General features: G+C 60.9%; 17 protein-coding genes. 9 read left to right on the top strand and 8 right to left on the bottom strand.

Annotation, left to right across the window (positions count from 1 at the left end):
* Positions 1 to 19: 19 nt before the first annotated feature.
* The gene (locus ACWICV_RS15950) at positions 20 to 874 is read right to left on the bottom strand and encodes an NAD-dependent epimerase/dehydratase family protein (protein WP_365943040.1); all 855 of its coding nucleotides are present in this window, start codon (positions 872 to 874) and stop codon (positions 20 to 22) included.
* A gap of 76 nt (positions 875 to 950) precedes the next feature.
* On the opposite strand from ACWICV_RS15950, the gene ACWICV_RS15955 reads away from it, so the two are divergent.
* From ACWICV_RS15955 to ACWICV_RS15970, 4 genes are all read left to right on the top strand, one after another.
* Positions 951 to 2,195, top strand: a complete 1,245-nt coding sequence (locus ACWICV_RS15955) for an MFS transporter (protein ID WP_365943041.1) — start codon at positions 951 to 953, stop codon at positions 2,193 to 2,195.
* Between the two features lie 83 nt (positions 2,196 to 2,278).
* Positions 2,279 to 2,695 (top strand): LexA family protein, encoded by a 417-nt coding sequence (locus ACWICV_RS15960; protein ID WP_105658603.1) that lies wholly within the window; start codon positions 2,279 to 2,281, stop codon positions 2,693 to 2,695.
* The gene (locus ACWICV_RS15965) at positions 2,685 to 3,977 is read left to right on the top strand and encodes a Y-family DNA polymerase (protein WP_105658602.1); all 1,293 of its coding nucleotides are present in this window, start codon (positions 2,685 to 2,687) and stop codon (positions 3,975 to 3,977) included. The genes ACWICV_RS15960 and ACWICV_RS15965 overlap by 11 nt, the downstream gene beginning before the upstream one ends.
* Before the next feature lie 69 nt (positions 3,978 to 4,046).
* The gene (locus tag ACWICV_RS15970; RefSeq protein ID WP_365943042.1) at positions 4,047 to 5,312 is read left to right on the top strand and encodes a glycoside hydrolase family 3 N-terminal domain-containing protein; all 1,266 of its coding nucleotides are present in this window, start codon (positions 4,047 to 4,049) and stop codon (positions 5,310 to 5,312) included.
* A 90-nt stretch (positions 5,313 to 5,402) separates the two neighbouring features.
* Here ACWICV_RS15970 and ACWICV_RS15975 read toward each other — a convergent pair whose 3' ends face one another.
* The 5 genes from ACWICV_RS15975 to ACWICV_RS15995 all read right to left on the bottom strand — a co-directional run bounded on the left by ACWICV_RS15975 (position 5,403) and on the right by ACWICV_RS15995 (position 12,193).
* On the bottom strand, positions 5,403 to 8,474 hold the full coding sequence (locus tag ACWICV_RS15975) for a S8 family peptidase (RefSeq protein WP_332594864.1): 3,072 nt from the start codon (positions 8,472 to 8,474) through the stop codon (positions 5,403 to 5,405).
* A gap of 563 nt (positions 8,475 to 9,037) precedes the next feature.
* Positions 9,038 to 9,526 (bottom strand): FBP domain-containing protein, encoded by a 489-nt coding sequence (locus ACWICV_RS15980; RefSeq protein ID WP_105658599.1) that lies wholly within the window; start codon positions 9,524 to 9,526, stop codon positions 9,038 to 9,040.
* 362 nt (positions 9,527 to 9,888) lie between these two features.
* The gene (locus ACWICV_RS15985; RefSeq protein WP_332487402.1) at positions 9,889 to 10,710 is read right to left on the bottom strand and encodes a hydroxymethylpyrimidine/phosphomethylpyrimidine kinase; all 822 of its coding nucleotides are present in this window, start codon (positions 10,708 to 10,710) and stop codon (positions 9,889 to 9,891) included.
* A gap of 36 nt (positions 10,711 to 10,746) precedes the next feature.
* On the bottom strand, positions 10,747 to 11,361 hold the full coding sequence (locus tag ACWICV_RS15990; protein ID WP_365943045.1) for a hypothetical protein: 615 nt from the start codon (positions 11,359 to 11,361) through the stop codon (positions 10,747 to 10,749).
* Between the two features lie 124 nt (positions 11,362 to 11,485).
* Positions 11,486 to 12,193, bottom strand: coding sequence for a TetR/AcrR family transcriptional regulator (locus tag ACWICV_RS15995; protein WP_365943046.1), 708 nt, complete (start codon positions 12,191 to 12,193; stop codon positions 11,486 to 11,488).
* Positions 12,194 to 12,549: 356 nt separating this feature from the next.
* Here ACWICV_RS15995 and ACWICV_RS16000 point away from each other — a divergent pair, with 356 nt between their 5' ends.
* The 4 genes from ACWICV_RS16000 (at position 12,550) to ACWICV_RS16015 (ending at position 16,079) form a co-directional block, all read left to right on the top strand.
* A complete protein-coding gene (locus tag ACWICV_RS16000) occupies positions 12,550 to 13,260 on the top strand; it encodes a queuosine precursor transporter (RefSeq protein ID WP_454091328.1) in 711 nt (236 codons plus the stop codon).
* 66 nt (positions 13,261 to 13,326) lie between these two features.
* Positions 13,327 to 14,022 (top strand): ABC transporter ATP-binding protein, encoded by a 696-nt coding sequence (locus ACWICV_RS16005; protein ID WP_332594863.1) that lies wholly within the window; start codon positions 13,327 to 13,329, stop codon positions 14,020 to 14,022.
* A complete protein-coding gene (locus tag ACWICV_RS16010; RefSeq protein WP_400291205.1) occupies positions 14,012 to 15,610 on the top strand; it encodes a hypothetical protein in 1,599 nt (532 codons plus the stop codon). The genes ACWICV_RS16005 and ACWICV_RS16010 overlap by 11 nt, the downstream gene beginning before the upstream one ends.
* 13 nt (positions 15,611 to 15,623) lie before the next feature.
* Positions 15,624 to 16,079 (top strand): GNAT family N-acetyltransferase, encoded by a 456-nt coding sequence (locus ACWICV_RS16015; RefSeq protein WP_332594861.1) that lies wholly within the window; start codon positions 15,624 to 15,626, stop codon positions 16,077 to 16,079.
* Positions 16,080 to 16,157: 78 nt separating this feature from the next.
* On the opposite strand, the gene tgt is transcribed toward ACWICV_RS16015, so the two are convergent.
* Positions 16,158 to 17,456, bottom strand: a complete 1,299-nt coding sequence (gene tgt / locus ACWICV_RS16020) for a tRNA guanosine(34) transglycosylase Tgt (protein WP_105658591.1) — start codon at positions 17,454 to 17,456, stop codon at positions 16,158 to 16,160.
* 133 nt (positions 17,457 to 17,589) lie between these two features.
* Between tgt and ACWICV_RS16025 the strand changes: the two genes are divergently transcribed.
* Complete coding sequence (locus ACWICV_RS16025; protein ID WP_365943049.1) at positions 17,590 to 18,687, top strand: FUSC family protein; 1,098 nt, start codon at positions 17,590 to 17,592, stop codon at positions 18,685 to 18,687.
* Here ACWICV_RS16025 and ACWICV_RS16030 read toward each other — a convergent pair.
* Positions 18,684 to 19,223, bottom strand: coding sequence for an NUDIX hydrolase family protein (locus ACWICV_RS16030; protein WP_105658590.1), 540 nt, complete (start codon positions 19,221 to 19,223; stop codon positions 18,684 to 18,686). The genes ACWICV_RS16025 and ACWICV_RS16030 overlap by 4 nt on opposite strands.
* Positions 19,224 to 19,249: the final 26 nt, after the last annotated feature.

Below are 19,249 nucleotides of genomic sequence, written 5' to 3' on the forward strand. Positions count from 1 at the left end.
AGGCTGTCTTTTACGCGCTTTAGGCATGGCGGGTTGATGTCCCGGCAAGGATCGCGCGGTAGCCTTCGGTAAATCCCGGATACTGCAGTTCAAGCCCGCTGGCTAGCAGCTTGGAATTATCGAGCCGGCGGTCGGCAGCACGTCGTGCCGGGGCTTGTCCTGCCTCTTCCGGCGCAGGCAAATGAAGTTCCTTGGCCAAAAATTGGTAGACCTCGCCTAGCTGGGCTGGGGTGCTGTCACTGGCCAGGTAGAGGCCAGCGGCTTGCTCTCCCAGCGCCGCAACGTGAACGATGGCCGCGGCCAGGTCATCGCGGTGGATGCGGTTGGTCCAATGCGAGCCCGCGGGAATCTGTGCGGTTCCGGCGGTGACGTGATCGATGAGCCGGGTGCGGCCCGGGCCGTAGATTCCCGACGCCCGCAGGATTGTTACCGGCAGGCCGCTGCCGGCGAGCGCTGCCTCGGTGTGCGCAAGGACCTGCGCGGTGGGGCTAGCTGGGGCAAGCGGTGCTGATTCGTCGACGAGTTCTCCGTTGGCGCCGCCCATCACTGCGGTGGAGGAGATGTAGATAAGCCGGCGAAGATTGGGGCATTGGGCTGCCAGCCGTGAAGCCAGTTCTTTGGCGACCCGCAGATAGCCGCGCGTGTAGCCATCGGCATCGCGGGTGGCTGGCACGGGAGTGAGCACGACGATTTCGGTCTGCGGATCGATGCTTGGCCACTGGGCGGCATCGAGCAGGTCTACGCTGTGGCCGGTAAATCCTGCGGGCAGCTTCTGGCTGTTGCGCCGCCAGCCGGTGACGCGATGGCCCTCCTGCTGGAGCCGCAGTCCTGCCTCGGTGGCGACATCTCCGCAGCTGACCAGTAATACTTTCACGAGACTCCTTTGGCGCGATATGTCCTCGGAGGCGAATCCCCCTACCCATAGACTAGAACCTTTAGGCCAGCGTGGCATGCGCGCGGAGGAAGGGGGCCAGGTGCAGTCTTCGGCGCGTTGTGTCCTGTTCTGCGTGGTTGCATTGCTCTCCATGCTCGGCGAGGGCATGGCGGTCTTTGCCTTGACCCTGGAATCCGCGGATCAGTTGGGGTCCTGGGGCGTAACCGCGTTGTTCCTCGCCGGCTTGGTTCCGCCGATCCTTGCCGCCCCGGCTATAGGGCGTTGGGTGGACGGGGCAGGCCTTTTCAGGGTGTGGATCCTGAACCTGTGCGTGCATGTGGCGATTTTCGCGGTGATGGCCATTGCCTCCAATATCTTCGCGAGCCTCGCCTTGATGCCTGTGGCCAGTATTTGCGCGGTGGTTAACGGAGCGGTCATTTTCAAGATCGTTCCGCGCATCCGCGGAGGCTTCAGCATTGCTCGTGCCAGCAGCTTCCTTGTCGTAGCGACGTCCCTGGCGGGAATCATCGCGCCGGCGATAGCTTCGCTCGTCTTCGCGAAATCGGGGATCGGCGCGGTGCTTTGGTACGCGGCGGCAGGATTCCTGGCACTGGCCCTGGCGGCCATCTTCCTGTCCCGCTCGCAAGCCGCCAACGGGACAGGAACAGACGCAGCGAACGAGCCGGATCAGGGTGGACCGGTATCGCCCGGTGGAGCTGCATTGACGCGCAATCCACAATTGCGGATCTTGCTGCTGCCGGTGGCGGCGATCGTGCTGTTTACCGCAGCAGAAGGCGTTTCGGGGGTGTTCTACCTGCGCGGGATCACCGATAACGACACTGGATATGCGGTATTGCTCGGTGCCTGGTCCGTGGGCGCAGTGTTCGGTTCCCTGCTGGGAGGCAATCGCCGCTTCGGTACCCGAAGCGCCTTGCCGATTCTGCTCGGTGGAGGGCTGGTGGGCGCCGCGATCCTCACGGAAGGGCTCTGGTCCAACGCGGCTGGCCTGGCCTTGGTGTTCCTTGCTGGCGGGCTGGGCAATGGACTGCACAATACTGGAGTGCGAACAGCCATTTACGAATACGTGCCGGAATCCCGCCATGGTGCTGCTTGGGCGCAGCTGCGGATGCTCATCAACATCATGGTCGCATTGGGCTATCTCATCGGCACCCCGGGATTGCTGATTGGCCCGGCCAGGGCAATCATCGTGATCTCCGGTGCCGCGACGCTGCTGGTTATCGTTGTATCCGCCGCGCTGTACAGCTGGAAAGCGCAGGCCAGGGTCCATGGGAGGACCTCTGCTACGGAGTCCCGGGGGTAGCGCGCTCGCCGGAAACATGAAGGTTGCTGGATAACGCGCTACAATTCAAGTATTCGAATATTTGTACTAGAAAGTGGTGGGGTGTGGCTGAAGAACAGGAGCTGATGCCTCCGGGAGCAACCCAAGGGCCGGTCCAAGCGGTATCCGCGATGGGTTTCCCCTCGCCAGCACGCGATTATTTTGACGGTGGACTGGACCTGAACCGGTTGCTGGTCCGTGATCGTGTCTCCACCTTCATCATGCGCGTCTCGGGCCACGCCATGCGGTCAGCTGGCATCTTCGACGGCGATGAAGTGATCGTGGACCGATCGCTGGCCGTGCGCCACGGCTCTGTGGTCATCGTCAACCTCAACGGGCAGATGCTGGTGCGCCGCTGGCAGATTGACGGCCACGAGGTTGGGCTGCTCAGCGATGAATCGCCCCTGCCCGTGGTACTGGCCGAAGGCGATGAGGTCAGTGTCTTCGGCGTCATTACCAGGTGCCTGCATCATGTCCGCTGACCACGTATCCCTGGTGGACGTCAACAATTTCTACGTCTCCTGCGAGCGGGCCTTCGACTATTCGCTGCGCAATCGTCCCGTGGTGGTGCTGTCGAACAATGACGGCTGCGTGGTGGCCCGTTCCCAGGAAGCCAAGGATCTGGGCATTCCTACTGGAGAACCCTTCTTCAAGGTCCAACGCTATATGGACTCCCACAACCTTGCGGTGCGGTCGAGCAACTATGAACTGTACGGGGATATTTCTGCCCGTGTCATGGAATTGCTCGGACGCTTCGGGACCTGGCACGAGGTGTATTCCATCGATGAATCTTTCGTCGGCCTGGAAGGCAACCTGGAACAGGTGCGCAGCACCGCGGCCCAGATCCGTGCCGCCATTGACAAGACTATTGGGGTGCCAGTCTGCGTGGGTGTCTCATCCACCAAGACCCTGGCGAAGCTGTCCAACCATATTGCCAAGCACAATCCGGGACTGGGCGGAGTCTGCGTCCAGCAGCTCATGGATCCCGAGGTCCTGGGCAGTATCCTGAACCGGGTTCCAGTCACCGATGTCTGGGGTGTGGGCCGCAAAACCGGTGCCAAGCTGGCAGCCATGGGCATTGAATCCATCGCGGACCTGCAAGCAGCTGACCCATTGGCGATCCGCAAGAAGTTTTCTGTCGTCTTGCAGCGCACGGTCTTCGAACTCAACGGGCAACGTTGCATTGGTCCGGTGGAGGAACGCGCGGATCGCGGCCAGGTCATGTTCACCCGTTCCTTCTCCACGCCGGTGCGCACCTATGAAGCGATGGAAGAAGTCATGTCCATCTATGCGCAGAAGGCTGCCGGCCGCTTGGCGCGCGAAGGCCTGTACGCTTCATTGCTTACCGTCACCGCGGGCACCAGCCGCTTCGCCCGGGGAGAAGCCTCATTCCCCAGTGCCCAGGTGCGCCTGCCGCGTCCGACGCGGGATCCCATCGTGCTCAGCAAGCTGGCAATTGCCGCCATGCGGGATCTGATGAAACCGGGAATGGACTATGTTCGCGGGGGAGTGATCCTCTCCGGGCTCAGCGATTCTCCGGGCGAGCCACAGCTGGACCTCTTTGGCCAGAGTCCCGATCCGGCTGCCGAGGAACAAGAGAACGTCTCTTCGGTAGTCCAGGATATCTCCCTTCGATTCGGTGCCAAATCCATTGGCCTGGGGCATGCCGGGATGGCCAAAATCCCTGAATGGTCAATGAAACGAGAGCATATTTCGCAGCGCTACACCACCGACTGGGATGAACTGCTGGTGGTGCGTGCCTAGCGTTCTGCCAACGGCAAAAGGTTCTCGGCTCTTCGGCAACTTCGCAGTTTACGGTGGAAGGATGATCTCATGACTACCCGTGCCAAGCAGCTCATGTCAGTCGGAATCCTGATGACGGTGATGCTCGCTAGCTGCAGTGCGCCGAATGCCCAAGAAGCAGCTTCGAGCACGTCCGAGGGCAGCTCCAGCAGCCCGAGCAGTACGAGGACTCCTGCGCAGCAGGCAACTCCCAGCCCGTCCGGCAACTCCGGGGCAGAAGAAAGCCCATCGCCTAGCCGCAGCCAGGAACCCTCGCTGCGCCAGCAAGCAGAAGCGCTAGCCGGCGAGCTGAGCGCCAGCGAACAGGCAGCGAGCCTCGTGATGGCCGGTGTCCCGGCAACAGGAGCAACCGCTGCGGAAATTTCTGCGATGAAGAAGCAGGGAATTTCCAATGTCTTCCTGCGTGGCCGTTCGCAACTGCCGGTGAAGCAGACCGCCGCCCAGGTCCAGGAAATTACCCAGGGCTTGGAGTCCGGCATTCCCGGGCAATTGCCGGTCTGGGTGGCCACCGATCAGGAAGGGGGCTTTGTCCGGGTGCTCCAGGGCCCCGGTTTCACCGAACTGCCGACTGCGTTGACGCAGGGAGGGTGGCCTGTATCGAAGCTGGAGCGTGAAGTGGGCGCCGCCGGGAAAGAACTGGCTGAAGCCGGCATCAACGTGAATCTGGCTCCGGTGGCGGACGTTGTTCCGGCCAGTATCGGCACCGGCAACGCACCCATCGGCTACTTTGGCCGCGAATACGCGCATGACGCCTCGGGGGTCTCCAAGGCCATTTCGACGGTGAACGAAGCGCTGCGCTCCGAAGGCGTGCAACCGGTAGTCAAGCACTTCCCCGGATTGGGCCGGGTCGCTGGGAACACCGATACCAGTACCAAAGTGACCGATACGAAGATCGATGCGGACTCCAGCGATCTGCAGCCATTCGAGCAGGCTATCGAGCAGGGCAAGTCCTGGGTCATGGTCTCCAACGCCCGCTACTCCCGGCTCGATGGAAAGAATGATGCACCGTTCTCTTCGAAGATCATCACCGGATTGCTGCGTGAGCAAATGGGGTATGGGGGAATCGTGATTTCCGATGATCTCTGTGAAGCCAAGCAGGTCGGCTACCTGCCGGTGGGCGAGCGCGCAGTGAAGTTCGTGGCCGCCGGCGGAACTGTTCCGCTATGCGTAAAATCGGCTCCGGCCATCACCATGGCGAAGGCCCTGGCAGCCGAGGCCAAGGCCGATGGGAAATTCGCGGCCCAGGTAAGAGAAGCCGCAGTACTGGTTCTCGAAGAGAAGCTGCGCATGCAATAAGCTGCACAGCTGGATCTTAAAGGTGTAGGCCCGGGGCTCTTCCTTACTCGCTAGGAAGTGCCCCGGGCCTGCTCTTGGGAGGTGGAAGGCCTACTTCTTGCCCTTCTTCTTTCCGTCAGTTACTTCCAGAACCTGTGCACGGTCATCATTGCCGTTGTGCAGGTGAAGCAACAGTGCCTTCGATGCCTTGGTGCTGTCTGCAACGGTCACCGGGATCTGGGTCCCGGACAGATCGGTGAACAAGGTGCCTTCTGCACCGAAATCAACCTGTGGCGCTGCCACGTTGAAGTCGATCCAGTCGGTCTGGTCAACCGGGATCATCGAGCCGTTCTCATCGGTGTTGTACCAGGAGTAGCCCAGCACACGGTAGGAGATCTCCGACGAATCCTCATCGAGCCCCAGGGCTGACAGGGAGATCGGGAAGACCGCTGCATTGGTGTCGAAGGTGTTGGTATCGACATCGCCGAGCATGCCGTTCACTGGCTGCAGGTCAACTTGCTCGCCGGTGGCGAGGTTGAAGGTTGCTGCCAGGTCAAGGTCAACTTCGTCGAATGCGGCGTTGAAGGTAACGAAGTCGGCTTCGCCGTCGCCATTGGTATCGATCTCGACATCCAGCTCGGTGCCGCCAGCCAGGTGGGCCCAGTTGGCCCAGGTGGAGATGCCGACATTCAGCAGGCCGTCAGCCACACCGGTGCGGGCAGCGGTGCTCGATGCGCCAACGTGCTGCAGGTCCACGGAACGGGCTGCCGGGATGCTGTCCAGCGAATCGTCGCCGCGTTCACTCGAAGCACCCAGTTCGAAGGCGCCGAGCAGGGAGGTGACCGAAGTAGCGCCCTCGCCAGCAGTGATGTCCTTGCCCTTCAGGCTCAGGGTGGTGGTATCCGCGCCCTTCTTCAGCTTCTTGAGCTTGCCCTCCATGTCAGCAGCCAGCTTGGGAGCTGCCTGGACTGGAATGCGCAGGGTCGGAGCATTGCTGGCAGTCAGCTCGACGCGACCGCTGGCATCGGCAACCCAGGCACGAGCCAGACCGGACTGGCTGGTAGCCATGGTTGGATCGATGGTCTTGGCCCACTGCTGCGGGTCAACGCTCAGGGTGACGTTCAGCTTGGCGCTGCCGCCGGCCGGCACGGTGACACTGCTGCGATCCAAGGTGAAGCTTGCGCCTGGGATCTCGGTAGCGGCCACGTAGTTGGCGTCGTAGCTCTGCGCCTTGCCGCTGGTGTTCTCAATGGTGATTTCGCGCTGCGCGCTGAACGGCTTCTTGCCTCCCAGCTCGATAACGCCGAAGACCACGCTGGTCAGATCCGCTGCCTCGGAATCGTAGGCGAAAGCAGGGCTCTGGAGTGCTGCATCGGCCATCACGCGACCGGAACCAACACGGTTCGGACCGTAGGCTTCGCCATTGGCGGCCTTGATGTCGGTGGCCGCGGTGTTCATGATGATGCTCTTGGCTTCATATGGGGTGTAGTCGCTGTCTTCCAGAACCAGCGCGGCGATACCAGCAACCAATGGAGTGGCCATCGAGGTACCGGTCATCACGGCGGTGCCGGTACCGGTGCCCACGCCAACCGAGCCGATCTGGGTACCTGGGGCAGCCACATCCGGCTTGACCACGCCGTTGGAACCGTGGACGCCACGCGATGAAGAGGAATTCAGCGTGTCTGCAACGCCGGACTCGCTGGAGGAACCGCCAACGAATTCGGGGGACAGGGTAACCTGCAGCGTGCCAGCTTCAGCTGCTGGGCGCAGCTTGTTCGACTCGTCCAAGGTGAACTGCGCACCCGGGATGGTCGCGTTGCCGGCGATGCCTGCATCGAACAAGTTGCTTTCTGCATCCAAGAGGACACCGGTGGCACCGGCGGCTTCAGCGTTGTTGAAGCGGGCGCCGGAACCGCAAGGGAACTCGCCGTTCTCGCTCCACTGCAGCCAAACCCACTTGCCTTCCAGTGAACCTTCTTCGAATGCGTCGCAACCGAATGCGTTATCGGCCGGAGCCATCACTGCTTCTCCGGACAAGGCGGCCGGATCAGCATTGGTGTAGTTGAAGTTCGCCGAGTACTGGCCCGAGGCCGAACCGGCGACATTGTCGGGACCATCGACCTGGATCTTGTCCAAGGTGACGTGCGAGCCAACGGAGTTGGCTACGGTCAGCGAGGAACGCGAGTTGCCCGGCGAACCGCCCACGTCGGTGACATCGCCGGCATTGCCGGAAGCGACAACCGAGAGGATGCCGGCTGCGCTCAGGGCGTCGACAATGTCATTTTCAGGGTCGTTGGCCGGGGAATGATCCGAACCAAGGGACATGTTGACCACGTCGGCGCGGTCCGAGAAGTCGCCGTCGCCGTTCGGATCAAGTACGTAGTCCAGTGCTTGGCCAACCACGGAGGAGGAGCCGCCGCAACCGAAGACGCGGATGCCGATGAGCTGTGCGTCAGGGGCCGAGCCCGGGCCGACCTTCATCTGCGCCAGCGCGTCGGCGTCCAGCGAGGAATAGTCCCCGGTGAAGGTCGAGCCATCGGCGTTGACGCCATAGCCTGCGGTGGTTCCGGCAACGTGGGAGCCGTGTCCGGCAGCTTGGCAGTCAAGCGGGTTAGGGTCCGGATGCGGAATTGGCTGGTAGGTGGGATCGTCGGAGTCGGCGTTGTAGTCATCGCCAACCAAGTCCCAACCGCCAATGAACTTGTTGGTGTCGATCAGGCCCGAATCTGCACCGGGCAGCTCATCGGAGGCCTGGGCTTCCTTGTAGCCTTCCAAGGTGCCCGGGCCGCCGAAGCTGGCATGGGTGTAGTCCACGCCGGTATCCAGTACAGCCACCTTGACGCCGTCACCGGTCTTGTCCAGGGACTTCCACGATTCCAGGGCGCCGGTGTCAACGACCGAGCTGCGGTTGGAGGGCTTCTTGGGAACGATGGAGCTGATCTTGGCAACGTCGCTACGCTGTGCAAGCTTGCGCAGATCAGCGGCATCACCGGTCAGTGCGACACCCTGCAGTGCGTTGTGCGTGGTGTAGATGACCTTCGAGTTGGCCTCGGCTGCCAGCTGCTTGCCCTTGGCCTTGACCTCCTTGCCGATCTTCTTGACCTTGGCAGTGTCCTTCTTCTTGCCGGACTTCTTCACCGTCTCGAAGGCGCCATCACCCTGGAACTGAACGAAAACAGACACTTCACCAGTTGATTTGGCAAGAGGTCCAGAGACTTTCAGGTTGGACAGCGCTGATGAACTGGTGATTGGCAGGGACGCGGCATTTTCGCCGTCGCCTGGTTGGGGGATTCCTGCTGCGCTTGCCGGTCCTGACAAGGTAACAGCCAGTGCAAGCGCAGTGGCTGATCCCAAAATCAGGCGCGGCACTCTCTGCGTGCGGCGAGTGACCATGATTCTCCTAGCTGGGCTGGATAGCGGTGCTGCTCCCGTCATGGGCGGGCGACATAAAAGCGGTGCGAGCCTTGATGATCGTCCGGGGTAAACGTCCGCTAGTGCGTATACCCATAGCTGGAATCTTAGGTGACGTAGCTCATATATCAAGGGGTTATTGAATAGTAACCTTTGGCTGGATATTGTGCTGGCTTGGGAATTTCACAATAAAATCCGCGAACCACTGCGACAAACCCGCCCAGCAAGGCCTGATGGGCCCGTCCATTTTTGAGAAAATTTGGACGCTTTGTTACTCATCAGTTCACTACTTGCTGGGCGGGCGGCGCCGGAATCGGCTTGAAGGCTGCGGTTGCCTAGAGGCGGTTCAGGAAGCTATGCACGCGCTCGTCGAGCAGCTGGATGCGCTCGGCAACGACAACCATTGGGTCCGGGTAGATCGGATTCTTCGGAGGCGGGATCCGCACATTGCGGGAGCACTCGAAGTTCAGGCAGATCAATGTCCCCAAGGTATTGCCGTCACGTCCAGCCTGGCCAGCGCGCTTGGTCGTCCACATGCCTACCGCGCAAGGGATGTTCACATCGCGGCACATCTCGCACATCGTGGCGTTGGTCGGCTTGCGGCCACCGTCGGTGGGGCGCAAGAGGATGCCGCGGGTCTGCCCCGCTTCGTCGGTGTGGAGCAGGTAGCCGCGCTGCATCATTTTCGGGTCGCGCCAACCCAGGTACTCCAGCGAATCCCACTCGAGGGAGGCAAAGTTTTCGGGAAGGGTCAATTTCTTCGCTTCTTGGCGGCTGGCGTTGATGAAGGAAGAACGGATGGTTTTTTCGGTCAATGGCTGCATGGGAAATCCTCAAATAGTCCGCACGCGCTTCATGGGCGCGCGGAATCACGAATCGTCAAGGTATTGAGGTCTGCAAGGGAACGAAAAATTGGGGGCACTGGAACATTGCCTAAGGCAGAAGCCTTAAGCGGAAAATGTGTTGCCAACCCCGTTCGATACGCAGACGAACGGGCAGAGCGTCAAAGTGGCTTGCATAGCCGACCGCTCCTTCCTGTGGTTCTCCACGCATTGATTCTGAGCACTTCCGGAATAACCATAACAAGTGCGGTTGGCTTAGGCCAATGACTGGGATCACGGTTAAAGCAGTTTGCTGGCCACCGCCGTGAACGGCAGTGGCCAGCAAACACTCCAGCAGCCAGGGCCTAGCGGCGGCCGCCCTGCCAGAGTGCGTCAAACGGGGTGTTGCCAGAAACGCGGTTGCGGATGCCTTCGGTGACAAACGCCTTGGCTGTGCGGGCTGCCTCCAGCGGGGTAGCGCCCTTGGCCAGCTCTGCAGTTACGGCTGCGGCCAGCGAGCAGCCCGCGCCGGAGACCGCAACTTCGCCGATCTTCTTCTCGCGCAAGACCTCGAGGGTCGTGCCATCGTAGAAAACGTCCACGGCGTCTTCGCCAGCGATGCGGACTCCACCCTTGGCCAGGACCGCCGCGCCGGAGACCTCGTGGATCTTCTTGGCGGCTTCGATCAGATCATCTTCGGTGGTGATCTTGATTCCCGAGAGCTGTTCAGCCTCGAAGTGGTTCGGGGTGACGAACGTAGCCAAGGGCAGCAAGGCAGCCTTGAGGGCTTCGTCGGTGTCCAGTGCGTGGCCTGGTTCCTGGCCCTTGCAAATCAGCACCGGGTCCAGCAGTACGTTGTCCCACTGCTGGGAATTCAACGCGGTGGCAACGGTGTTGATCGTTGCTGGCGAGCCCATCATGCCCAGCTTGACCGTGCTGAGCTTGTCCTCGTAGCAGGCCTGGATGGCTTCGAGCTGATCGGCAATTACCTGCTGGTCAACGGGAACGAAGCGGTGGTTCCAGGAGTCCTTGGGATCGAAGGAGACGATGCAGGTCAAAGCCACGATGCCGAAGGTTCCCAGTTCCTGGAAGGTCTTCAAATCGGCCTGGGCGCCTGCGCCGCCAGTGGCTTCGGAACCAGCGATGGTCAGGGTCATGGCTGGAGAGGCAGTGTTTGTATTAGTCATAGTCTCAATTGCGGGTAGTGCGGGTAGGGAATGGGATTAGCTGTGCTGCCAGAAGCTGAGCGTGGTCGCTTTGGACCAGCCTTCGGGAAGCTGCTGGGCGTGTTCTGCGGTGGCTACCAGCAGCAGCCAGGGCAGCCCGTGGCCGAAAGCTGCGCCTGCAAAGTTAGCCAGTACCGCGCGGCGAGCCGCATCGGGATCAGCGGGGGAGAAAAGGTCCGGGTCGGTAAGCAGGCCGTAGTTTTCGCCGTAGCGCATGCGTCCTCGGGCGACCGGACGGTCGAAGTCAGTCACCTCAACGACGTCATAGTTATCCATTGGAGCCTCGAAAAGCCCGGACGTATCGGCGAGCTTGACCACCTGCTCGACGTCGTCGGGCTTGCCGGCCAGCAGATGCATGGTCGTGCTTTGCTGCCAACCCGAAGTGGCGAGTTCTGCAGCGGTGCTGTCGTTGGGAGTGCCCAAGAGGATCAAGCGCTGCGCGTCCTTTGGCGCGGACCAGGAAGCATCAGGCCAGTAGCGGAGGATTTCCACGTCTTCGCCGTCTTGATTCACCGAACGAATCTCGTGCTGGTTCGGGAAGGAAGCAATGCGATCACGCAGCGTGGCGTAGTCGTGGGTCCAGCTTGGCAGTGCTCGTGCCATTGCGCTCATAGTGCTGCGTTCTCCTTTGGTTCGCTAGGGATCACCTATCGGCATGTTTGACTTTACGCCTTAAGACGCGGTGATACGGAACTCTGTGTCAGGGTGTTTGCCGACGCGCGCAATCCGCGGCTTTTCAGGAGGCTTTCGGCCGTCTCAGCGGTGAAGGATCTGCCATGGACACCTCGGCAATCCCTGCTGGCCCTGGATCCATCAGTGCCAGCACATCTTCAAAGAGCGAGCGCACCACAGGCAAGCGGCAGAGCACCGCGAACTTGGCGGCAACCGGTGCCATGTTCTTCATCAGAAGTCTGGATCGGCGCTGCTGCGGCGACTGGTCGAAAGCCCACGCCGAGAAGATCTGGCGGGAAACCAGCAGTAAGAACTTCGGCAGATCGCGTCGTATGCCCAATGGGGGCAACGGGCGGGATCCGGAAACGACCTTCTCCCATATCTCCAATTCAATGCTGGAAATCTCGTCGTTGCCCATATCGCGCGCGAGCATCAGACGCAGGAACGCAGGCCCGAAATCGTGATAGGGAGCCAACGCTTCGACGCCCGTGTCGAGTACTGCGCGGATGTTGGCTTCGAGGGTATTTCCCTCTGCGAGCATCCCCGCGCAAAGATCATATTGCTCCCTGCGCAGGTTCAGCAGGAGCTGGGCAACGATCTCCTCTTTGGACTTGAAGTAGTAGTACGCATGCGACAGGGAAACCCCTGCGTTCGAAGCAATGGCACGCATGCTCGAGGCTTTATATCCGTCCGTGGCAAAGCACTCCAAGGCAGTTGCCAAGAGTTTGGCTTGGGTCTGCTGGCCTTTTTCGGTGCGTGGTTGCGTTGTCATGGAGCCTTTGGATGGAAGTGGGTGGATCCGATTCTACCAATTATTTGAACGCGTTCAAAAAAGGAAAATTTTCATGCTGATGTACGGGAGGACGATCACTGCACTATTTGTTTCCTCGAATTTATAGTTCGAAGACATTCAAGTGAGATATGAATTTTGGAATTCTTTGATTTCTGAAACATGGTTGGTCTTCAACAGGTGAGAACGTGGCCGCAGTTATGCATGGGATACTTGTTGCGTAAGTGCTAATACAGCGGGACAGCGCGCAGGCATGGAACCTTCACCCTTTTGATTCGTGGGCAGGGCCGTGCCCTTTAGCGATGTTCTGGCGAACCACTTTGACAAGGAAAAAATTCATGGGCGATTCCAACGCCAGCAACAATCTGATTCGAAACAAGAACGCGGTTTTCGCTTCTTCGGGTTCTCCCTACTTCTCCACGGTGCTCACCTTGATGGGCGCGGTCGTGATTCTTTCGAATATCGGCGCCTCCAAAGGTGTCAGCTTCGGTCCGCTGATCACCGATGGCGGCTTCTTCCTCTTCCCGCTGGCCTACATTCTGGGCGACGTCATTGCGGAAGTCTACGGATTGAAGGCGGCTCGCCGTTCAATCCTGGTGACTTTCGCCTTGGCGTTCTTCGCAGTGTTCTGCTTCTGGGTCATGATCCAATTGCCATCAGCCGAGTTCTACGACGGGCAAGACGCATTTGAGCGCACCCTTGGCCCGATCTGGCAGATCGTCGTCGCCTCCGCTTGCGGCTTCCTGGTGGGGCAGCTGGCCAACTCATGGGTGCTGGTCAAGCTCAAGGAACGCACCGGCGAGCGTGGGCTGATTCTCCGCTTGATCGGCTCCAGCGGTGTTGGGGAGTTCCTGGATACCCTGATCTTCTGTGCCATTGCAGCGCCAGTTATCGGCATCGCCGATGCGCCGACATTCATCAACTACGTGGTGGTGGGCTTCATCTACAAGACCGCCGTGGAGGTCCTGTTTGTTCCGGTGACCTCGATGGTCATCAAATGGTTCAAGAAGCGCGAACCTGGCTACAGCCAAGCGGCCATCGCAAGCTAGTGATCCTGTGGGCATCATCCGTGAGGGCGATGCCCACAGCTGTATCCGGACACTAGAATCGATGGCATGCAGACAGGTCAAAGCGCTGAAGTTCAGCTAGAAGCACGCGACTTGACCATTGGCTATCCCAATCGCGTGATCTGCGGGCCGATCAACCTGCAGCTGGCTCCCGGTGCTGGCTTAGGAATTATCGGTGCCAATGGCAGCGGAAAATCAACACTGATCCGCACGATCCTGGGACATCTCATTCCGGTGGAAGGCACCGTCGAGTTCCAAAGTCTTCCCGTGAATGAAAGCTCGGAGCATTTTCGCCGTACCGTCGCAGTGCAGGTCACCGACGGCGCCTTCTTCGAAGAACTCACGGTGCGCGAACATCTGGAAATGGTCGCTCGTGGACACGGACTGGATGATTGGGCCCAGTTAGTCCAGGCAGAACTCGACTTCTTCGAAATCACTGCTGCTGCCGATCACCTTCCCGGCGAGCTGTCTTCTGGCCAACGCCGTAAGCTGCTGCTCGCCGCGGCCTTGATCCGTCCGGCAGAACTGCTGATTCTTGACGAACCGGAACAACGCCTGGACCTGCGTATCAGGCAGAAGCTGTACCAGCGGCTTGCCGGGGTACGCGGCAGGGGAACAACTTTGCTAGCGGTGACCCATGATCCGCTGATGCTGCGAAGCTGCGTGGACCAAGTGCTGCTTCTGGATGAAGACGAGGGTGAACTGCTTGATCCGCAGGCCGGGGCGCAGTGGCTTGAGCGCTAGCCGGGTTGCAACCCATGCCGTTGATTTCAATCCTAGAGAACTGGTCAATCGAGCCAAGAAGCGGCGGAATTTCTCCGAGAAATTCGACAGCTTTTCCGATGCCTATGTCTGGGTGCTGGCCGCGCTGGTGGCGTTGGCTTACCTCTTCAGCGCACTCTTTGGCATGCTGTTTGTGCTCTTGGGCGAGGGCGTAGCGTACCAAGTGCTGCCTAGCGCCGTCTGGCGCTTGCAGGACCTCTCTTTCGTGCTATTGGCCTTGGCCGGCTTGGCAACCTTTCGGCTCATGCTCTACCTGGGGCCTTGCGGGCTCAGTGCGGCCAAGGCCGACTGGTGGCTGCCGCTGCCGGTCAAGCTCCGGGCTATCCGCCAGCCGACGTGGCGAAATGCGGTGCTCATCGGTCTTTTCGCGAGCAGCTTTGCCGGTGCGTTGTGGCTGATCGTGATGCTGGGGCTGGCCGGATCGCTCCCGGTACCCGTTGCAGTCCTTGGGCTCGCCTGCTTCGCAGTGGCCGGTGTCGGGCTTGCCAACGCGGCCACGGCGATCCAGGGGAAGAACCAGCAAATAGCTGCGCGACGGATCTGCGACTGGGTGGGCCTCGGGCTGCTCATCGCCTTGGCCGTGCTGTGGATGCTCATGATGTTCCAGATTCCTTGGGCCCAAAGCCTGGTTGGCGCTATGGCTGCGGCCACCTTGAAGCCGGCTGCCTGGGTGCTCGCCTTGCTCGTTGTCCTGGTACTTAGCGGCGCGAGTACGTACGGTGCGTTTCGCCATTTTGACCAGATTCCGGGCCAGGCGTTGCGTTTTGCCGGAGAGCACCAGCAATTCGCCGTGGGGGCTTTGATGCAGGGCGACTCGCGAGGCCTCTCGGCTCCGGCGACATCCGCTATTAGCCGCAGGCGCGCACGCGGTGGCAAGCTCACCGCCAAGTTGCCGGTGGCGTGGCGCATTCTCTGCCTCCGTTTGCTGAGGGGAGGCCGTTGGCATTCGGTGGCCGGGTTCCTGCTCCTGGCTTTCGCGTTGGCCGCCACGGTTCAGCGAATTGCCAACCCGCTGAGCGCAGCGGCCTTTTACCTGGTGCTCTGCCTGGTTCTTACCTTGAGCATTTCCGCGACCATTGCACCGCTTGTTTCCGAACGGCAGCTCACCCAGCTGCTAGGGATTTCGGAACAGCGCCTGATGCGGGCAGCAACGCTGTATGCGATGCTATTTTCAGCCACCGCCTTGCTGTTCTTGACCGGCGGGCTGGGAATGCTGGGCATGATCCAGCTGGATCGCATTTGGCTTTGGACCGCCGCAGGCCTGGTCGCCGCGTTGGGGTGTGCTGCGGCAAGCAGTGCCCACGCCAGCAGGGAAGAACGGGACTGGGATGCATTACTCGGGGGAGCCACCAGCGACTCGGCCGTGGCCACGTATCTTTTCCTGGAAACAGCGACTTTCCTTCGGGCAGCTGCCACGTTCTCGCCAATTTTCTTCTTGGTGCTCAGCCCCGGTACTCCCATTCCCCCGTTGCTGTGGATCGCGGCAATGCTCTTTGGTGCAAGTGCCCTGGTTCAAGTTTCCGGCAGGAAGCTGGGCGCGGGGGCGTAGGTAGTCTTGGAGGATGAACGATTTGATTTCCATCCACGAGCCCGATGGGCTTTCCGCAGAATTGCTCTACTCAATACTGAAACTGCGTGCCGAGGTATTCATCGTCGAGCAGCGATCGTGCTACCCGGACATCGATGGCCGCGATCTGGATGCCGGCACTGTGCATCTGGTGGCCACCGAGAACGGGAAAGTGCTGTGTACTGTGCGAATCATGGACAGCGCAAGCGGCACTCCGCGCATTGGGCGGGTTGCAACGGCCGCAGAAGCCCGAGGCCGGGGCCTGGCCGGGGAACTCATGCAGCGTGCCGTGGCGCTTTGCGCTCCGGAGGCGGAGATCCAGCTCAGCGCCCAGACCCAGCTGGAGGGCTGGTACGGAAAGTTCGGTTTCCTCCGCTCCGGAGAAGACTATGACGACGACGGGATCATGCATTTGCCGATGACCCGCGCAGGGCAGGGCGTTTCGGCCTAGAAAAGCCCGAGGCATCGATTCTCCTTGCACTGCCCAGTGCGTGGAGAATCGATGCCTCGACTGCTTTGCGGCCCTTGGCTACAGGGCGGCCGGCTGGCCCTGCGGATCCGGTTCGCCAGCGTAGTAGCTGGAGAGCACCTTGTCCTTGAGCTCGAAGAAGGTTCCGTCCTCGATCGCCTGGCGCGCGGATTCAACCAGCGAAACAGTGAACTGCTCGTTGTGGATGGAAATCAACGTGTGGCTGAGCAGTTCCTTGGCCTTGTACAGGTGGTGAATGTACGCACGGGTGAAGTTCTTGCAGGCATAGCACTCGCAGCCTTCCACCAGCGGAGTGAAATCCCGCTTGTAGCGTGCGCCGGAAAGATTGAAACGGCCCCAGGGGGTATAGAACGCCGAGTTGCGCGCAACGCGAGTGGGCGAGACGCAGTCGAAAGTATCGGCACCATTCTCAATCGCGGTGAAGACGTCATCCGGCTCGGAAATGCCCAGCAGGTGGCGCGGCTTGTTCTCTGGAAGCTCTTCGGCGCACCAGCCGACGATGGTTCCCAGATTTTCCTTCTCCAAGGCGCCGCCGATGCCGAAGCCATCGAAGGCCATGGCCCCCAGGTCCTGGCAGGCCTTGCGGCGCAGGTCCTCGTACTGGGCGCCCTGGATGACGCCGAACAAGGCTTGGTACTCCTTGCCTTCGCGGGAATCGGTCAATGCAAAGTGCTCGGCAATGCAGCGCTCGGCCCAGCGCCGGGTGCGCTCCAGGGACTCGACCTGGTAGCCGCGGGAATTCTGCAAGGTGGTCAGCTCGTCGAAGGCGAACATGATGTCCGCGCCGATCCGGTGCTGCACGCCCATGGAGATCTCAGGGGAGAAGCGGTGCTTGGTGCCGTCGAGATGGGACTTGAACCAGACGCCGTCCTCGTCCACATTGGCCAGGCGTTCCTTGCCCGGGGCCACGGCGTCGTCCGGACCAGACTGGTCTACGGACTTCATGTCGATGACCTTCTTGAAGCCCGAGCCCAGGCTCATGACCTGGAATCCGCCGGAGTCGGTGAAGGTCGGCCCCTGCCAGCCCATGAACTTGCCTAGTCCGCCAGCTTCATCGAGGATATCCGCGCCCGGCTGAAGATACAGGTGGTAGGCGTTTGACAGCACAGCCTGCGCGCCAAGCTCCTGAACCTGCACCGGGGTGACTGCCTTGACGGTAGCTTTGGTGCCTACCGCAATGAACGCGGGCGTCTTGACGTCGCCGTGCGGGGTACGGATAACGCCGGTACGTCCCAACATCGGGGAACCGTCCGGAGCGGTCAGCCGGGTTCCGACTTCAAAGCCGAATTCATCCTGGCGGGCATGCGGGGCACTGGGGTCAAAGTTCTTTTCGGACACGTACCAAGTGTGCCGTATTAACCGCGCGGTGAGGAAAACGACAGGGGCAATGTGCGCCAAAACCTAACGCTTCACAAGGCAAAGCGCGAATAATGGAGCGTACGTGTTGTGTCCAACGCGACGGAAGGAAGATGTGGGTCTGGAGAATTTGAAGAAATCCGCCAAGGCGCTCATTACGCTGGGGCCTGCCCGCAAGGACCATTGGATCGGCCTGCGCACCGGCATCGGTGTTTTTGCGCCTCTGATCACGCTCTTCGCGATTGACCGGCTGGACCTTGTGGTCTTTGCCGTGTTCGGCGCCTTTACCGGCGTGTATGGGCGCGTGGACGGCTACTGGAACCGGTTGCGGATGCAGGTGCGTTCCGGGGCCTTGTTCTTCGCGGTAATCGCTCTGGCGCTGGCCGCTTCGCACTGGTGGATCGACCATTCGGACCCTGGAATCAAGCAGTGGCAAGTAGTTGGCGCGACGACTCTCGTGGCCGGTGCCTGCTCGGTGCTGGTGGGTTTCATGCGGCTGCGGCCCGGCGGTTCGCTGTTCCACATCTTCGCATTCGCGGCAATTGCCTCGATCCCCGTCCCCGCGCCAATCGGCGAAGCCCTGCTCGTGTCGGCCCTGACGATCTTGTTGTCGGTAGCCATCGGTGCGGCCGGTGCACTCGGGCAGTGGACCAGCTTGTGGAAGCGCACCCCGCTGCCGCCACTATCGGATAACGTCCGCAAGGCCATCTGGTGGGAAGGGCTGTTCTACATCCTGACAGCCGGCGTGGCCGGCGCCTTGGCCAATACCGTGGGCAGCAGCCTGGAAGCCGGGCACAACTACTGGGCGATGGTGGCCGCGGTGGTTCCCCTGGTCGGGCACACCACGACCTTGCGCATCCGGCGCGGCGTGCACCGAATGCTCGGCACCCTGGCAGGCATGGTCCTGATGGCGGTCTTGATCTTCCTGAACCCGCAGGTCTGGATCCTGCTCGCCTTCATCGCCATATGCCAATTCATGGCCGAGCTGCTGGTCATGCGCAACTATTTCCTGGCGCAGGTCTTCATTACCCCGATGGCGCTCGTGGGCGTCTCGCTGGTGACGGGCCTGAGCGGCTCGGTGATGTACGACCGCGTGGTCGAGACCCTGATCGGCTGCACCGTGGGCATGCTCGGGGTGCTCTTGGGAAGCTGGGTTGGATCAATCATCAAGCGCCGGCAGGGAATCATTCCAAATAGCGGGCAGCAGGGCTAGATATTCACTCCGACATGGGCTAATGCCTGACGGAGAATATTTTCTCGACCGCCAGCGAACTCGCCCTGGATGTCCGAGCTGAGCGCTTCGCTGGGCGAAAGCCAGGTCAGCTCCAACGCATCGGAGCGAGGGCTGGTCTCGCCGCGAACCGGCACGATGTAGCACATGGATACGGCATGCTGCCGATCATCGGTCAGACCGGTTTCGCTCGGCGCCGGGAAGTATTCTGCAACGGTGAAGGGCACCGGTGAAGCAGGAAGCTGCGGAAGCACCATGGTGCCCAGGTCCTTTTCGATGTGGCGGATCAACGCGGCGCGTATGGTCTCGCGGTACATCACTCGCCCCGAAACGAAGGTGCGCAGCATGCGCCCGTCATCATCGCCGGTGAGCAGCAGGCCCACCTCGTTGACGTAGCCCAGCGGGTCCAGGCGCACGGGAATGGCCTCGACGTAGAGCATGGGCAGGCGCTGCCGTGCCTCGTAGAGGTCTTCTTCGGAGAGCCATCCAGGGTATGGGTCAGGAGTGCGCACGTTCATGGTTCTATCTTCGTACACAAACCCTC

The organism is Glutamicibacter sp. NPDC055354 (assembly GCF_053644955.1).

Excerpts from the sequence above, each read along its gene's own strand:
- ACWICV_RS15970 (WP_365943042.1), top strand. The coding sequence starts at position 4,047 with ATGACTACCCGTGCCAAGCAGCTCATGTCAGTCGGAATCCTGATGACG.
- ACWICV_RS15955 (WP_365943041.1), top strand. The coding sequence starts at position 951 with ATGCGCGCGGAGGAAGGGGGCCAGGTGCAGTCTTCGGCGCGTTGTGTC.
- ACWICV_RS15980 (WP_105658599.1), bottom strand. The coding sequence starts at position 9,526 with ATGCAGCCATTGACCGAAAAAACCATCCGTTCTTCCTTCATCAACGCC.
- ACWICV_RS15985 (WP_332487402.1), bottom strand. The coding sequence starts at position 10,710 with ATGACTAATACAAACACTGCCTCTCCAGCCATGACCCTGACCATCGCT.
- ACWICV_RS15965 (WP_105658602.1), top strand. The coding sequence starts at position 2,685 with ATGTCCGCTGACCACGTATCCCTGGTGGACGTCAACAATTTCTACGTC.
- ACWICV_RS15990 (WP_365943045.1), bottom strand. The coding sequence starts at position 11,361 with ATGAGCGCAATGGCACGAGCACTGCCAAGCTGGACCCACGACTACGCC.
- ACWICV_RS16000 (WP_454091328.1), top strand. The coding sequence starts at position 12,550 with ATGGGCGATTCCAACGCCAGCAACAATCTGATTCGAAACAAGAACGCG.
- ACWICV_RS16015 (WP_332594861.1), top strand. The coding sequence starts at position 15,624 with ATGAACGATTTGATTTCCATCCACGAGCCCGATGGGCTTTCCGCAGAA.
- ACWICV_RS15995 (WP_365943046.1), bottom strand. The coding sequence starts at position 12,193 with ATGACAACGCAACCACGCACCGAAAAAGGCCAGCAGACCCAAGCCAAA.
- ACWICV_RS16030 (WP_105658590.1), bottom strand. The coding sequence starts at position 19,223 with ATGAACGTGCGCACTCCTGACCCATACCCTGGATGGCTCTCCGAAGAA.
- ACWICV_RS16005 (WP_332594863.1), top strand. The coding sequence starts at position 13,327 with ATGCAGACAGGTCAAAGCGCTGAAGTTCAGCTAGAAGCACGCGACTTG.